At 39.7% G+C, this 15672-nt stretch carries 21 protein-coding genes; 5 read left to right on the top strand and 16 right to left on the bottom strand.

What is annotated here, in order from left to right; genetic code table 11:
* Nucleotides 1–6 precede the first annotated feature (6 nt).
* From EBQ12_RS08925 to mnhG, 3 genes are read left to right on the top strand one after another with little or no spacing between them, the layout of a single operon-like run.
* On the top strand, nucleotides 7–486 hold the full coding sequence (locus tag EBQ12_RS08925) for a Na+/H+ antiporter subunit E (protein WP_008345848.1): 480 nt from the start codon (nucleotides 7–9) through the stop codon (nucleotides 484–486).
* On the top strand, nucleotides 486–767 hold the full coding sequence (locus EBQ12_RS08920) for a Na(+)/H(+) antiporter subunit F1 (RefSeq protein WP_008345849.1): 282 nt from the start codon (nucleotides 486–488) through the stop codon (nucleotides 765–767). Before EBQ12_RS08925 ends, EBQ12_RS08920 begins: the two co-directional genes overlap by 1 nt.
* The gene (gene mnhG / locus EBQ12_RS08915; protein WP_035701201.1) at nucleotides 751–1125 is read left to right on the top strand and encodes a monovalent cation/H(+) antiporter subunit G; all 375 of its coding nucleotides are present in this window, start codon (nucleotides 751–753) and stop codon (nucleotides 1123–1125) included. The genes EBQ12_RS08920 and mnhG overlap by 17 nt, the downstream gene beginning before the upstream one ends.
* A gap of 90 nt (nucleotides 1126–1215) precedes the next feature.
* Here mnhG and EBQ12_RS08910 read toward each other — a convergent pair whose 3' ends face one another.
* From EBQ12_RS08910 to degQ, 6 genes are all read right to left on the bottom strand, one after another.
* Nucleotides 1216–1605: a hotdog fold thioesterase gene (locus tag EBQ12_RS08910; RefSeq protein WP_008345855.1), complete on the bottom strand. Its 390-nt coding sequence runs from the start codon at nucleotides 1603–1605 to the stop codon at nucleotides 1216–1218.
* Nucleotides 1606–1628: 23 nt separating this feature from the next.
* Entirely contained in the window at nucleotides 1629–2270 is a 642-nt protein-coding gene (gene comA, locus EBQ12_RS08905) for a two-component system response regulator ComA (RefSeq protein WP_007500477.1), read from the bottom strand.
* 80 nt (nucleotides 2271–2350) lie between these two features.
* Entirely contained in the window at nucleotides 2351–4663 is a 2313-nt protein-coding gene (locus tag EBQ12_RS08900; protein ID WP_035701206.1) for an ATP-binding protein, read from the bottom strand.
* A 40-nt stretch (nucleotides 4664–4703) separates the two neighbouring features.
* A complete protein-coding gene (gene comX, locus EBQ12_RS08895) occupies nucleotides 4704–4874 on the bottom strand; it encodes a competence pheromone ComX (protein ID WP_074041927.1) in 171 nt (56 codons plus the stop codon).
* A complete protein-coding gene (locus EBQ12_RS08890) occupies nucleotides 4871–5785 on the bottom strand; it encodes a polyprenyl synthetase family protein (protein WP_125589729.1) in 915 nt (304 codons plus the stop codon). The genes comX and EBQ12_RS08890 overlap by 4 nt, the downstream gene beginning before the upstream one ends.
* 151 nt (nucleotides 5786–5936) lie before the next feature.
* A complete protein-coding gene (degQ, locus tag EBQ12_RS08885) occupies nucleotides 5937–6077 on the bottom strand; it encodes a degradation enzyme regulation protein DegQ (RefSeq protein ID WP_003213123.1) in 141 nt (46 codons plus the stop codon).
* A 505-nt stretch (nucleotides 6078–6582) separates the two neighbouring features.
* Here degQ and EBQ12_RS08880 point away from each other — a divergent pair.
* A complete protein-coding gene (locus EBQ12_RS08880) occupies nucleotides 6583–6936 on the top strand; it encodes a YuzC family spore coat inner layer protein (protein WP_019744042.1) in 354 nt (117 codons plus the stop codon).
* Between the two features lie 36 nt (nucleotides 6937–6972).
* On the opposite strand, the gene EBQ12_RS08875 is transcribed toward EBQ12_RS08880, so the two are convergent.
* The 9 genes from EBQ12_RS08875 to EBQ12_RS08835 all read right to left on the bottom strand — a co-directional run bounded on the left by EBQ12_RS08875 (nucleotide 6973) and on the right by EBQ12_RS08835 (nucleotide 13355).
* A complete protein-coding gene (locus EBQ12_RS08875) occupies nucleotides 6973–8199 on the bottom strand; it encodes an EAL and HDOD domain-containing protein (RefSeq protein WP_008345870.1) in 1227 nt (408 codons plus the stop codon).
* Nucleotides 8200–8339: 140 nt separating this feature from the next.
* Nucleotides 8340–9809 (bottom strand): nicotinate phosphoribosyltransferase, encoded by a 1470-nt coding sequence (locus EBQ12_RS08870; protein ID WP_007500472.1) that lies wholly within the window; start codon nucleotides 9807–9809, stop codon nucleotides 8340–8342.
* A gap of 17 nt (nucleotides 9810–9826) precedes the next feature.
* Entirely contained in the window at nucleotides 9827–10378 is a 552-nt protein-coding gene (locus EBQ12_RS08865) for a cysteine hydrolase family protein (protein WP_008345872.1), read from the bottom strand.
* Nucleotides 10379–10438: 60 nt separating this feature from the next.
* Entirely contained in the window at nucleotides 10439–10846 is a 408-nt protein-coding gene (locus EBQ12_RS08860) for a YueI family protein (protein ID WP_007500468.1), read from the bottom strand.
* A 27-nt stretch (nucleotides 10847–10873) separates the two neighbouring features.
* A complete protein-coding gene (locus tag EBQ12_RS08855; protein ID WP_125589726.1) occupies nucleotides 10874–11122 on the bottom strand; it encodes a YueH family protein in 249 nt (82 codons plus the stop codon).
* A 95-nt stretch (nucleotides 11123–11217) separates the two neighbouring features.
* On the bottom strand, nucleotides 11218–11439 hold the full coding sequence (locus EBQ12_RS08850; RefSeq protein ID WP_008345878.1) for a spore germination protein: 222 nt from the start codon (nucleotides 11437–11439) through the stop codon (nucleotides 11218–11220).
* Between the two features lie 101 nt (nucleotides 11440–11540).
* Entirely contained in the window at nucleotides 11541–11762 is a 222-nt protein-coding gene (locus EBQ12_RS08845) for a spore germination protein (protein ID WP_008345880.1), read from the bottom strand.
* Nucleotides 11763–11830: 68 nt separating this feature from the next.
* A complete protein-coding gene (locus EBQ12_RS08840; RefSeq protein WP_008345881.1) occupies nucleotides 11831–12934 on the bottom strand; it encodes an AI-2E family transporter in 1104 nt (367 codons plus the stop codon).
* A gap of 184 nt (nucleotides 12935–13118) precedes the next feature.
* Nucleotides 13119–13355 carry a YuzF family protein gene (locus tag EBQ12_RS08835; protein WP_003213721.1) on the bottom strand — a complete coding sequence of 79 codons (237 nt, stop codon included), beginning with the start codon at nucleotides 13353–13355 and terminating at the stop codon, nucleotides 13119–13121.
* Between the two features lie 180 nt (nucleotides 13356–13535).
* Between EBQ12_RS08835 and EBQ12_RS08830 the strand changes: the two genes are divergently transcribed.
* The gene (locus EBQ12_RS08830; protein WP_125589724.1) at nucleotides 13536–15020 is read left to right on the top strand and encodes a PGAP1-like alpha/beta domain-containing protein; all 1485 of its coding nucleotides are present in this window, start codon (nucleotides 13536–13538) and stop codon (nucleotides 15018–15020) included.
* Here EBQ12_RS08830 and EBQ12_RS08825 read toward each other — a convergent pair.
* Nucleotides 15017–15550, bottom strand: a complete 534-nt coding sequence (locus EBQ12_RS08825) for an HD domain-containing protein (protein ID WP_007500462.1) — start codon at nucleotides 15548–15550, stop codon at nucleotides 15017–15019. The two genes, EBQ12_RS08830 and EBQ12_RS08825, sit on opposite strands and share 4 nt — an antisense overlap.
* Nucleotides 15551–15672: the final 122 nt, after the last annotated feature.

Here is a 15672-nt window from a genome sequence, read left to right as displayed (position 1 = left end):
ATGAACATGGCCTTTCAAATATTATTAAACGCTCTCCTCGCCTTTACATGGATGTTTATGAATGATACATACAGAGCTGCAGACTTTGTATCAGGCTTTGCACTAGGGATGATCGCCATTTTTATGCTGCGGCGATTCTTCCCGCAACGTTTTTACGGCTATGCCCTTTATGCGATTTTCAAGCTCGTCATCATTTTTATCAGAGAGCTACTTCTTGCTAATTTGAGTGTACTCAAGACGGTGTTATCTCCAAAGCTTAAAATCAAGCCTGGTATTTTCGCCTTTCGTACAGATTTGAAAACAGATTGGGAAATTACCATACTGGCTAATATGATTACATTAACACCTGGTACACTGGTCATCGATATTTCCGATGATCGCTCGATTTTATATATTCATGCGATGGATATTGAAGATGCTGAAAAAGCCATCCACGATATTCGGGTATCATTTGAAAAAGCGATTCAGGAGGTGAGCGGTAAGTAATGGAACTGATCTTGCAAATGTCACTTGGAATTCTTGCGCTGTCTACTTTGCTTTTTGTCATACGGGTCATCAAAGGACCTTCTATCCCTGATCGTGTCAGTGCGCTTGATGCGATAGGAATCAATTTAATTGGGATGACAGCCATCGTGTCTATCTTACTGAAAACCACTACGTTCTTTGAAATTATTTTACTGCTCGGTATTCTTGCCTTTATCGGCACTGTCGCTTTTTCCAAATTCCTTGAGAAAGGAGAAGTGATTGAAAATGATCGTCATCGCTAAAGCGATCGTGATTTTCTTTATTCTGCTTGGCGCCATCCTTTGTCTGGTCTCAGCAATTGGGGTTCTTCGCCTGCCGGATGTTTACACACGTATGCATGCTGCATCAAAAGCATCGACACTTGGTGTTGTTCTCATTTTAGTTGGTGTGTTCTTTCATGAATGGTTTCTTGCAGGGATCATCTCTGCGAAAATCCTGCTTGGGATTGTCTTTATCTTTCTGACCGCACCAGTCGGCGCTCATTTGATCGGAAGAGCCGCTTACAACACTGGTGTGAAAATGGACAAACGAAGTGTCCAAGATGATTATGGCGGTTTCCGTAACTTTGTCATTAAACGAAAAGAAGACTCTTATTTATAAATGAAGAACCTGACATTCAGGTCTTGTTCACTTTACCTGCATGTTCATAAAAGGGTATTAAAAAAAGCTTCCGCTGCACCGGGAGCTTTTTTATATGCGATCAATGACAGCGAGTGTACATCTTGACGTACAGATATGACGGTCTCGATCATCTTTTATATCGATTTGGAATACCATTGTACGCCGTCCTACATGTACAGGAACAGCTGTAGCTGTCACCACTCCATCACGTACAGATTTTAAATGATTGGCATTGATTTCAATACCTGAACAAACCTGCTGAGTTAAGTCTAAATGAGCAGCAGCACCCATGCTTGCCACTGTTTCTGCTAGAGCAGCTGATGCTCCTCCATGCAGTAATCCAAATGGCTGTTTTGTTCGGTGATCGACTGGCATTGTCGCCACGCATCGTGACGTATTGCATTCCACAATCTCAATCCCCAGTGCCTCAAGCAGTGTATTTGAACCACTCACATCCATCAAGGCCCTCTCCCTTCACACGTTTACAGCACACTTTCCGATTTTGCAATTAACACCGCTTCTGTTCGAGATCCAACATTCAGCTTATTAAAGATGGAGGTCAAACTGTATTCAATCGAGCGTTTGCTCAAATGAAGCACATCGGCGATCTCTTGGTTTGTGTACCCTTTTTCCACTTCTCTTAAGATTAAACATTCACGCTCTGTTAACAGCTCATGATCCGTCTGCTGCGCCTGTTCTGGCTTCTCTTGCTGCTGTGAAATTAATTTCTTTAAATAGGATAGCTGAATGACAACTTCTCCTTGCAATGTGCGGTGTATGTATTCAATAATTTTGTCTTTTGTCTCTGTTTTACTTATTGCACCATGCAATCCAGCTCGAATGGCCTCTTCGAAATAATCATCTACTTCATATCCTGTATAAATGATAATTTTCACTTGTTGATTCGTTTCTAGAATTTGTTTGGCAATGTCCATTCCATTGATATCCCCGAGATTTAAATCCATCAAGATCACATCATAGATGGAAAAGTCATGCGTCTTTAAAAAGGCGCCTTCTGCATCAGGACTTAAACAATCGACTGATAGCTGCTGATCTGATTCTAATATGCTTTTTGTCCCTTCCATGACAGCCGGATGATCATCAATGACCAATATCTTCTTCATGTCTTCCTCCCTTTAAATCACTCACTTCCATTTTATATAAAAGACTTGGCAGATGCCAAGTCTTATTCCTTAAGAAATCGTTACAATTCCATTTCAATTTTCACCTTGAGCCCTTTTTCAGGTGCTGTGTGAATTTGAAGCTTTCCATTTAGAGCTTTGACTCGTTCCCTTATGCCAGAAAGACCCATGCTCATCGTGTGCTGATCAAGCTGGCTTGCATCAAATCCGACTCCATCGTCCTCATAATGGAGAACAACTTGATCTTTAATACAAATGAGCATCACTAAGACTTGGCTGGCCTTAGAATGCTTCAACGCATTGGATAACAGCTCCTGCACAATCCGGTAAATATTCAGCTGTGAGTCAATATCAATGTCCAGTTCTTTATCAAAGCGGGTTGTATTCAGCCTAATATGAAATGGCGCTTCCTCTTGAATTTGCGAAGTCAGCTTCGAAATTGCCTTCACTAACCCCAAATCATAGAGGAGCTGCGGCCGAAGTTCATGACATGTTTCTCTCGTGGTTTGAATCACCTTAGACATTTGTTCATTCCATGAGATCAATGAATTTTCAATAGATGTTGGGCATTGGTTGTTTTGGAAATTGGTTAAGAACATCTCGGACTGTCTCTTCAGTGAAATCAAATCCTGCAGCACAGAATCATGAAGATCCCTCGCTAAATCTGAACGCTGCTTTTCTTCCATGGCGAACATGACTTTCTTCAGCCAGGCGGGATTGGCTTCCCGCTGTTTCAAATCCTCAAGATGCTCCATCAATTCTTCAATCTTGACGACATTTTCTAAACTGACACTTGTGTAAAATGCCAATGTTTTCAGCCATGAGATTTCATCGCGGGTCAATTTCGGCGTCTGTATATTGGATAAGCAGCAAATCATAAACGAGTGACCGCCCCGCTCTCCAATTTTCATCATAAACCCTTTATCAAGCTCGATGATTTTCCCAACTTCACCTAAAATATCTTGAAATTGATCCACGTATTCTTTCCATAACTTACTATCATTTGTTGATTCATCAATTTCAATCATTTCTCCATTAGCCTTCACCTCTAGCACAAAGGCTTTATTCACAACGAGCACTTCTAAAATGGTGTATTTCAAATGATACAGTACTTGATGAAGTGATGACGCCTCACGAATAAGCTGCGTAAATTTAAACACGCTGTCTTGGTAATTATACTTCTCTGAAAAACGTTTCAAACGAAAACGGAAATCTAAAATTTCTTTGAAATAGAAAACAGCCAACATGAGTGTATATGTGATGAATGCGAGCTTCAGTGTGTACTTTAAATCTTCTGGTTTTTGCAGAATATAAAACGTGACAACAACTAAAATGGTCGGTGTAATGGCAATAAATCCATAGTATTTAAGTCTACTAATCAAGAAATCCATATTGTAAAGTTTGTTCGTCATGAATTGATACACGAGTGAAAAAGGAATGAGCAATACAAAAGAAGTTAAGAAAAAGGGATCTACAACATAAATACGAAACAAAACATATGGAATTGCAAATAAAAATATAAACGGACAAAATGCTATGATATTAATCATGACAAAAAACTTTAAAACAGACCCCTGCTCTGTCTCTTTATATTTCTGCATTCCATTAATAATGACTTTGAATGACATGATAATAGAAGCAAAAAAGAATAAAAGATTTAAACTCGGCATGTATCTGGCTATCGCCGAATCAATTGGAACAAACAGCTCTATTACTAGATTAGTTATAGGAAGACTATATAAAATATAAATTGTTTTTCGAGTCGTTATATGCAGGTCAAACTCTTTGAAATATTGATAAATGAAATGAATATAAAAGATAAATACACTTGATAAACAAAATGTGATGACATAATGGCTAAATCTATCACCAATACCCGAAGTACCTGCACTAAGATATCCGATACAAATCGTTAATAAAAATAAAACTAAAAGAAATGCTGATTTTCGTTGGATCTCTTTGTTAATACGAATGATAAAGAAGATACAAAATAAACATATTGAATACAGGATGAGAGGAATTATATAGACAAATAAACTTTCTTGACCAATCAATGTCTTATTTTTTAGGGTGATCATTTGGTTGCCTCTTTGAATATCAATTCTTTGCACATTCCTAAGCTCACCATTGATCAAATGATCTTTGTTGTTAGCAGATTCTCCATTGATTTTAAGTATAATATCTCCTTCTTCTAATCCTGATGTGTAGGCTAAAGAAAGATATTCGACTTTGACAACTTCTGCTTGACCATTCTTGTTCTCCTCAACACGTGCTCCATTAAAAATATCAAATACATAAATATATGAAACATAGATCACAAATAAAAAAGACAGAAAAACAAAAAAAGCAGATAGTTTCGTATAAGTTATCTTCATGTATAAAACATCCTTAACTGGAGAACTTTTAAATCAAGTATCATTTATAGTACCATATATAATCTGCAGACATTTGCCCTTTTTTTATGCCTTGAATGATTGCTTTCATCGTTTCCTCATCTGTGTGAATTAAACTTGCATTCCCTAAGTCCAATTCATTCACAACACTAGGATTTTTCACTAAATATGCAATAACATTTTGAATGTTCAATCATTGCCCTCCTTTGTCATATATGCATATAATTGTTCCTTTTTCGTTTTAGGCAAATCAAGTTGTGCAATTCCTTGCTTCATTTTTAACAGCATAATCTCTCTCATCGATACCATGTACTGAGTCAAACCAGCTTCAAGTAACTTTTGCTTCAGTTGAAACGGCTTTTGCTCTGACTCATCCAGCCGGTTAGAAAAGAAGGAAAGAAGCTCTAGACTGACATCGTTAAAATGTCTTTGTAAATAACTAAATGCCAGCGTTTGTTTTTTTTGAAAATCTCCGTTTGTTTTTGAAAATAACGCAAAAAAATCGTTACTGATTTGTTCAGCAACACCATAATATATCGAATAAGATTCTACAGTGGCATTCATTTTTCTTGTCGCTAAATAAACACCCAGTACGCTAGAAAGAGCTGTTAAAGATCCAGATTTTTTCCTTAAAACCTCTACACAATCTTCTTCTGTTCCATACAAATGACTCAAATCCTCATGCTGCCCTTCCATAGACATTTTGATGAAGTGGAACAGTTTCTCTATTAGTTGAGAATTATTTTCACAAATTGATATGATGAATTGGATACTCACCGTATACAAATACGTAGCAGCATTGATGGCCACCCCTTGGTTGACGTTCATCCAAGGATACGAATCATTATCCTGATCTTCAATATCATCTAATATATCGGCAGATAAGATGAGAAGTTCAATCCCTGCTGCCAGTTTTGTAATCGCTTGCTTGTCTTGTCCGCCAAATGCCTCATAATGTTGGTAAGCCAATTGCCCAAAAGGAAATTCATTCTTTATATCTGTAAATTCGAGAAGCAGCTTTTGTAAATCATTTTGCCTGACTGCATGTTGAATAAAATCAGACATTTTCTGCTTGATTTTTGTATTCTCTAGATAGTTTAGCATACTCGATCTTGATCCTCACCCTCTCGCCTCTTATTTTACTAAAAAGAAATAAGCAAATGTCCACTGACATCACTATTTAACAATTATATAATAATATATCCTTTTTTTGTATGTATTTGGATAAAAAAAAGACTTGATGGTTATCAAGTCTTTAAGAAATTTTCACATATTCATATTTGTCGTATTGATCAATGCTTTTGTTAATGTTATGAAGAGAAGCCGTTGTTTCTCTAATTTCGTTTTCAAGTTTCCATAATAATTGTTTAAGTTCTTCGATTTCATACTTTTCCATCGATTCCACTCTCCTTTTTTGGAAGATCAATGTATTTGTGTATGTTGATTGGGTCATAAGTATTTGATCTGTTACTAACAGTGTAAATGCTATTGAGTATTTTTTCACCGAAAAGTATGCACAAAATGTGTGCGTGATACCGCAAAATTCAATAGGTCTTTTTTCATCATTTTCAGACTTTTCAAATGATACTTTTATCTCAATTTCAAAGGAAATACGTCATTTTTGCGACATGAACAGGCATCATTCGTCACAATTCTTGTGTGACAGAACGTATGATCCCTTCTGTTTCCTCGGTTTTTCATGTTATAGGTCAGACGACAGGCTCTACTGTAGACACCGCAATTTTTTGGCGACATTCACCGAAATTGACCGCAAAAGTACCTATTTTTATGATGAATATGCAAAGGTAGAAAGATCATTTTGATTCTTTATTCGGATTTTCTTCATACATTTAGAACAGATATCCGTCCAAATTCACTTCAATGAGAGAAGAGGTGACCATGTGTTTTACTATGTTCCTTATCCGCCTTTGCAGGTTCCCGCAATGGGGAACGCATACCCGCGAACACCTATGACTTTTCCTCCAGTAGATGCTCATGCGTTTCAAAAGGCTGCAAAGGAATCAACCCGTCTCGTGGCTGATGCATCCCTCATTACACAGCAGATTTCCGGTTCGCTTTCGTTTGGACAGCGAATCATGGAAGCTGCTGAACGTGCTGACACCGCAAGTGTGATTCGAATGCTGAAGCAGATTGGGGTGAAAAGCAATATCGATATCCGCTTTAGTCCAGAAGGCATCCGTATCTACTTATCCCTTTCTTCCAGCAGGCTTTTTCTACTTTTACAGTGGGGATAACAAAGAAAGAAGCCGCTCTAGTGGGAGCGGCTTTTCTTAAGATTCAAACATTTTATGACACCATTCAATGGCTTCTATATAACAGCCGTAGGCTTCCTGCTTAGGGAGACTTCCACCTAACATCTCATCATACCATTCATTTCGTTCAATACGTTTGGCAACGTCTAACACAAGGAAATAGTCATTTTCATAGCCAAGCAGTGCCTCACCTACTTCATCCGAAAGAGGCAGTTCTTTCACAAGTTCAGTAATGTCCGCCCTGACAAGCGTATCAATGAGTGAAAACATACCTGTTAGCATATAAGAAGCGGGATGCTCTCGTTCAGTCCGACTAGCAATGAGTTCACACGTTTTGGCACGAATGAACGACATTTTGATGATTTCCTTTTGGCTTGAGTTGGCTTGGACATTTAGTTCTTTAAATGAAAGGATAAAGATCCATCGCCGTATTTCATTAAACCCAAGCAGGATAATCGCCTGACGAATACTCTTGATTTGATAAAGACGTCTCATGCCGCCAGAATTCAGCATTTTTAATAATTGATATGAAAGGGAAAGATCACTTTCTATAAAATGCGTCACGGTCTGAATATTCGGCTGCTCCTTGCTCAGCTCATTCAATAGCTGATGATATGCGTGGAAGCTAGTCGATAAGGCTCGTCCCGAAATGACGTGCGGCTCACTAAAGAAATATCCTTGAAACAAATGGAAGCCAGCTTCTAACGCTTCTTCATATTCTTTTCGCGTTTCTACCTTTTCAGCAAGGAATCGAAGTCGATACTTTTTATATGTATGTAAAATGTCTCTTCGTTCTTCACATGTTGTTTTCAGAAAATCAATTTTTAAAATATCAATGCAATAGAGGAGTTCATCGAGTAACTTGTCATGAAAATGTGTTCCGCTCAGAAAGAAATCATCGAGCGCAATCGTGTATCCCCACTTTTTTAATTGCTTACATCTCATAATAAGTGCCGGGGTAATCGGTACATTTTCTAATATTTCGATCACAAGCTGATGTGGATCAAAATAAGTGAGCAGATCAGACGAAAGCAAGCTTTCAGTGAAATTGATGTAGCATCGTTTTCCTTCTGTCAGTGTTTCGATGCCAATGTTTAAAAAACTATTGATAATGAGGTCCGTTGTCGCTTGATCACCATCTTCAGCGCTATATGTATTGGTTTCACTATCTCTATAAAGCAGCTCGTATGATACGACTTGTTCTTTTCTGTTAAAAATAGGCTGCCTTGCAACAAACACCCTCAACTGCTCCATTCCTCCTTTATGCAATGACAAACAAGATGTGCTTTCAGTATACCAAATGATTGCCCATAAGGTTCATTTTGAATCGTCCAACATGAAAAAAAAGAGACCATCTGGCTTGATGATCTCCTTTCCCGGGGTAATCAGCTTTCATAAAGCTCTTTTTTGATTTTATTTTTCACATCATGGATAAACTGCATCTTATTATCCCAGCATTTTTGACTCAAATCGACTGGGTATTCTTCTGGTTTGCTGATTCGTTTGTATTCCTCCCAGAAGAGTCCGAGACTGTCCTGCACATATGCTTGAATCGTTTGGATATCTGGATTATCATACACCAGCTTCCCTTGTTCAAAAATTGGGACATGAAGGTCCTTTGCCACAAAATTTGTCACAAATTTGCTGATAAATGTATGAACTGGATGGAACATTTTCAGCTTATCTTCACTTTGAACATCTTCTTCTTCAAGGGCAATGTAGTCTCCCTCAGAGTGATGATTCAATTGATTGATAATGCGATACACTCGTTTACGGCCTGGTGTTGTCACTTTCTCTGGATTAGAAGAAATTTTGATCGTGTCATTCATCTGACCGTTTTCTTCAATCGATACAAGCTTATATACAGCACCAAGAGCTGGCTGATCGAACGCGGTAATCAGTTTCGTTCCAACACCCCATACATCAATTTTTGCACCTTGTGCTTTTAAGTTCATAATGGTGTGTTCATCAAGATCGCTTGATGCAATGACTTTTGCGTCATGGAATCCAGCTTCATCCAGCATCGTTCTCGCCTTTTTAGACAAGTAGGCAAGGTCTCCGCTATCAAGTCTGACTCCAATAAAGTTGATTTTGTCTCCGAATTCTTTCGCTACCTTAATCGCATTTGGAATGCCTGATCTGACCGTATCATATGTATCCACTAAAAAGACACAGTCTGTATGTGTTTCGGCATATTTTCTAAATGCAGTATATTCGTCACGATATGCTTGTACAAGGGCATGGGCATGTGTGCCTGATACGGGAATATTGAAGCGTTTACCTGCACGGACATTACTTGTTGCCTGAAATCCGCCGATCAGTGCTGCTCTTGCTCCCCACATGGCTGCATCCATTTCATGCGCACGTCTTGTTCCGAATTCTAATGCTGTCTCATCTTCAATGATTCCTTTAATACGAGCCGCCTTTGTTGCAATTAGCGTCTGGAAGTTCACGATGTTGAGCAGTGCCGTTTCAATTAGCTGCGCTTCAACAAGTGTTGCCTCGATGCGCATAATAGGTTCATTCGCAAAGACAATTTCTCCTTCTCGCATTGAATGAAGTGTCCCTGTAAAAGACAATCCGCTTAAGTATTCAATGAAATCGCTTTTATAACCGAGTTCATCTTTTAAATATGCAAGGTCGCTCTCGGTGAAGGAGAAGTCCGATAAATATTCAATCGCTTTCTCTAAACCAGCAAATACAGCGAAGCCGTTGTCAAATGGAAGCTTTCTAAAGAAGAGTTCGAAGACTGCCTTCTTCTCATGAATGCCGTCTCTCCAATACGTTTCTGCCATGTTAATTTGATAAAGATCTGTATGTAGTGATAAACTGTCGTCAATAAACCGATGCTCCAACTTCCATTCTCCTTCCCTTACTTAACCACTTTCGCACCAAGCGTGTGCTCAAAGTGAGAAAGTGCCCACTCGTGCCCCGCTTCATTAAAACTCGCTACGGCATTCTCATGAATCACAAGTTCAAAGCCTTTATTGTACGCATCAACAGCTGTATGAAGTACACAAATATCGGTACACACGCCGGCTAGGTGAAGTTCAGTGATGCCACGCTCGCGCAGTTTCATTTCTAATTGAGTGCCTGCAAAAGCAGAGTATCTTGTTTTTTCCATATAATAGACATGATTTAAATGTGTTGACGTGTGAAATAGTGAACTTAGTTTTCCGTAAAGTTCAATTCCTTCTGTCCCGCGAATATTATGGGGCGGAAATAACTTTGTCTCTGGATGATATGGATCTTGCTCTTCATGATGATCGACGGCAAAAACAACAAAGTGTCCTTCATCAATAAATGAAGAAGTGATCTCTGTGATCTTCGACTCAATCGCCTGTCCAGGCTTTCCGCACGTCAGTTTTCCATCGTCTGCAACAAAATCAACTGTATAATCAATACAAATCAATGCTTTGCCCATCCGCATCTCTCCCATATGCTCTTTTGAATCATTATAGCTTATTCATTTCACTAGGGAAACCTATTCAACAGATTCACGAGAAAAAGCTTTTTGAAAAAGCTCATCTTCTATATAGATATGTTCTTGATTGATCGCATGCGGCACCTCTATCACAAGCCCAAAAGGTGAATGTGACTCGTGATGGTTGACCACTTTAAAAGAACAACCAGCGGCATTTGCCATTTTGACATATGGAGAATAAGAAGCATATGACAATTCACCATTTAAAAGAACAGTGGCCTCTCGGTTTGCCTTCAATACTTGCTCTACCTCTTGATACGATTTATGTCTCGATACTTGCCCTTTTGTCAGAGCGAGAAGAGCACGTTCTCTTAATGAGCCGAGAAACATTCTTCGTTCATCTGGTTTTGTTTCAGCATGTCCAAATATCCCTTGCTGCAAATAAAAGTCTACGGATTCTTCTTTCATTGCTGTGTTCACTCCTGGTTTCTGAATTTACATTTCTGTGACCCAGTGCACAATTTTTTGTGCAAGTTCACGGGCTTCGTCTATTTCTACTCTTTTGTTTAAAGATTGTTCTAGTGCTTGCTCAAGCTTCGTTTTTTCGTCTTCATACGCGATAGAAATACTCCATTCCATATCAGGTACAGCGACAAGCGTTTTATATTCTTTTTTATTTTCATGTAAATATACATTGTAGGTTGTTGGTTGCCCGCTTGTCAGATGCGCTTTTCTTATTTTCATTTGATGTGTTTTACCCCCCTTTTTCTTCTTCCTTCTTCTATCCATTGTACCATAAAAAAAGACAGCTTCTGAAAAGGAGACCCTTTCAAAGCTGGCTATGCGTTAAAGCTCTTTTGCTGGCTGATCAGGTTTGAATCCCAAACAAATGTGACGTTCGGATTGTTGAAGAATTGAACAAAATCTCCTGCATTATAGGTGCCTGAACCACCAGCGGAATGATCCACACTTTTTGGCGAAATGGCAAACACATCGCCGAAATGTGCAGAACCGTTTCCTATGACACGGTCAATATGAATGGGTCCAACAATTGCTGGCATCTTTCCACCACCTTTACTACCCTCATCATATGCCTAGCGGAACAATACGTGTCTATCCAACATAAAAAAGACAGCTGATATGTCCTATGATCAGCTGTCTTTTATGCATTAAATGATTGAGGCTGGCCAAACAGTGTAAAGTCCCAAAGCATGGTGGCATTCGGATCGCTTGTCAGGGACATATAATCACCTGAATTAAAAGCTCCCGCTCCACCGGTCGAGTGATCTACAGCCAAAGGGGCAATGGCGAGAACGTCACCAAAAGTAGCCGAGCCGTTTCCGCCTAAAGACTCAATATGGATGGGTCCAACAATCGCAGGCATCTTCCTTCTCCTCCCTATTCGCTTATGTGAGTTATGTTATGCAAAAAGGGAAAAGTTGTGCATCTGCCCTAAACGTTTAAATGCTGTTCTTTTCGAGAGCGCTGACGCAGCTGAACCAATCTGACAATATTGAGTGTGATGGCTTTCAGCAGCGCATAGACAGGGACGGCAAAAATCATGCCAAGGATTCCGCCAAAACTTCCTGCCCCAATTAATAGCAAGATAATTGTTAACGGATGTGTGTTGAGACGTTTTCCAATGATCAATGGAGAAATGACGTTTCCATCGATCTGCTGAACAACAAGAATGACAATAACAGTCACAACCGCTTTTCCAGGCGAATCAAGAAAAGCTATGAGCACAGCTGGTGCCGCACCAAGATATGGCCCAAGATATGGAATGACGTTTGTCACCGCAATAATGATGCCGAGAATGAGCGCATATTTCACACCAATTAATAAGTATCCGATAAAACAAGCAACTCCGACAAATAAACAAACAACGATTTGCCCTTGTATGTAAGCAGCAAGCGTATCGTTTAATTCTTTAAAAATCTTCAATCCTTCCTTACGGTAAGGCATTGGCAAAAATTGAACGAGCTTGTCCGGAAACTTATGCCCGTCTTTTAGCATGTAAAATAAAATGAATGGAACGGTAATGACAGCGAGGGCAATATTCGCAATCACGCCAAACACCGCCGACATACTGGAAGCAATATTTTCCGGTAAATCTTTTAATGTCGAAACGATCGACTGTTCAAACTTCGAAACAGACACATAATCTTGGTTCATCATCCACGTAAATGTTTTAGAATGCGAGAAGTCGTTGATAAATTTCTGCATGTCCGTGACATACCCCGGGAAGCTTTTGACAAGTCCACCCACCTGCGTGACAATGACAGGTCCAGCAGCATTGACAACAAACGTGATAAGCCCGATGAATAGAAGATAAATAATCAGAATGGCGAGCGTCCTAGGTATCTTCTTCGACAAAAATCGAACAATCGGATTAAAGATGAAAAAGAGAATACCTGCCAGTAAAATAGGAACAAACAACGTTGAAGCAAATAAAATGATCGGCTGAAATAAAAACGAAACTTTTGTTGATACGTACACAATCAGTAAAACCAGTAATATTTGGAATGTCCAAAAATGAACTTTAGATTTTAACAAAGATGCTCCTCCTGTTACGTATTGACCTTATTAAAAAACTACTATTCAACCCACCTTCTGTCAACTGCTTCTTGTTTTAGAACCATATTTTTTGAAAAAAAAAGAACAATTGGTATATCATGCACTTTTTCCAGATATACATTCTGTAAGCATTGAAAAAAGCAGACACCTGTGCGTCTGCTTGTTACACTCTTTCACTGTGATCAGGCATCACCGACACGATTTGCTGGATCCGCACATAAAACACTGATTTTGCCCCCGCCTCAATCACAATATGATCCGGCATCACTTCCTTCAACTTTCCACGTACTGTATCTTTCACTGTTTGAACAATCAATCTCATACCGACTACTTTCTGCAATGTTTGATAAACATATGGATCAACTAATGAAACAAGCTGTGGACTTCCTTGTTGTGCCATGCTACCTGCCCCTTTACTTGTGTATTTACCCACAGCGTATGCAATGACCCATGTGAGTGTCACTCAGCAAACCTACAACATTATTACCGTATTTTTACATTCTGTATTTTTTTACAATTTTTAGAAGTATAATAGATTGGTGCTGCCAACATCTTAAATTATTTGAAGAGGTGAATGATCTTGAAAAAATTAATCTGTATCGTTGCTGTCATGCTCTTACTATCCTCTGCAAGTTATGCGCACGCAGGCACAATTGGAGATGCACCTGGTACACCAGGGAAGTGGTTTAAAGGAGAAGAACCGGTACAAAAAGACCTGTCAAAACCCCCACTTGTTTTTGTACATGGCATAAACAGTTCTTCCTCCACATGGTCTGATCGAAACGATATGGCAAAACAAGCTGTTCTGAACGGATACGAAAGCGCGTTCATAGATTTACATCCAGATCAGGACATCAAAAAGAATGGAAAACTATTAGCAGAAAAGTTAAAAGAAATCTATGAACTTTTCGGTAGAAAACTGATTGTGATCGGTCATAGTAAAGGCGGAGTGGATACGCAGGCTGCACTCGTGTATTACAACGCTCATCCATATGTAGAGAAAGTCATCACACTTGGCTCTCCACATTATGGGACGCCGCTTGCGGATTTAGCCTATAGCAAAGGCGGAAGCTGGCTTGCGCAAATCCTTGGACAAAAGAGCGACGCGCTCTATTCTCTGCAAACCGGGATGATGGCAGCTTTTCGAAGTGAAACCGACCGGCTGGAGACGTTTCCTCATAAATATGTGACCTATTCTGGTTCAGAATGGGGAACCTTTGGCGGAGTGCTTTATTTAGGCGGCATGTATTTAAAAAGCTTTGGTGCAAACGATGGCGCTGTGACGGTCAGCAGCACAAAGCTAGCATATGCAAACAATATTTTAACAGGAAAGTGGGATCACTTTTCGATCAAAAACGGCACAAGCATGTTCCCCGTATTTCAGGCACAGCTGCGTGCAAGTACCGCAAGCGCTGAAAGTGAAGACGAACAAGAGCAAGAACCAGTCTCTTCGGAGCTAAATACAAACGTTTATGTGAAAGGTGGAGAAAGTGAAAAGGATAAAACAGAAGCATTCTATGTAGAGGAAGGAACGAATGGCCTATCGATTCAGTGGTTAAATGAGAGACAGGAAGCCAATCCGGAAATCGTCGCGCCAAATGGAGATGTCTTAACCAATTTGACGACATCCGAAGCATCATTCCCATATGAAGGCGGCTATTCACACCATGTGCAAATCAATAAACCCGTTCCTGGAAAATGGACAATTCGATCGAATTCAGGAAAAAAGGCTCCTTATTTGCTGCTTGTATCCTTTGACTCACCATTAAATGAAGAAATTAAAATGGCTGCAGCGAAATCAGGCGATGCATCGACACATTCGAGCAAGCTGATTAAACGATTAAGCAAAACTGTAGAGACCATTTATTTTAAAGATGCCCAAAAGGACCCTTCACTGAAAACGAGCTCTTCATCAGGCGTTCAATTAAAAAAAGAAGGTGCTTATTCCGTCACGGTTCATTACACAGGTCTCACTGCGTCAGGGACATCGGCATTTAACCGTACTGTAATTCGCACATTGTATGTGGATCAGCACGGAACGATTCATGGAGATATTCCATATTAAACAGAGCGTTTCATGGGCTGAAGCGCCTGCTGCACCTTCTCATCCAAATCAGCAATTTTTTTGAGCGCAAGTGATTCATCTATTTGTCTGTAATGATGGTGTCCACCAGGCTCTTCGTCCATTTCATCTGCTTTCTTCACAATTTGCTGGAGTGTGTCCTTATGCAGGTCGCCCTCTGGCAAATATGAATCTGTGTGAAGCAAAATCGCAAGGGCAATCTCTTTGGCTGCTTTTGGTTCCTCGCCGAGCCGTATGAGCAGTTTATGTGCCCGCTCTGCACCTTTAATGGCATGAATATCATTCCGTCTATATGTCTCGTAATCCCATTCTCCGCCTGCTGTATACCATTCATAGTGGCCGATGTCATGCAAGAGTGCTGCTTTCACAGCAAGATCCGGGTTAATCCCCGCCTGCATCGCCAGTTTGAATGCGTGATAAGCACAAGCAATGGCGTGGGCTTTTCCTGAACGATTTAAATATTTTTGAGCGACTGGATGGGTGTAAACATCCATTAATGTAACCTTTCTCATGGAAACCCCTCCTTATCTATATTTTTAGCATCCTAACATATTCTGAAAAGAAACTCAAATGTTCTGTCATATTTCCGATGAGTCTCAAGATTAGCTTATGCTCGATAAGCTGTCTTTGCTTG

Source organism: Bacillus sp. 2B09 (assembly GCF_003946835.1).
In the GTDB taxonomy this organism is placed as follows: Bacteria; Bacillota; Bacilli; order Bacillales; family Bacillaceae; genus Bacillus; species Bacillus altitudinis.
This window is presented reverse-complemented; position numbering and strand designations above follow the sequence as displayed.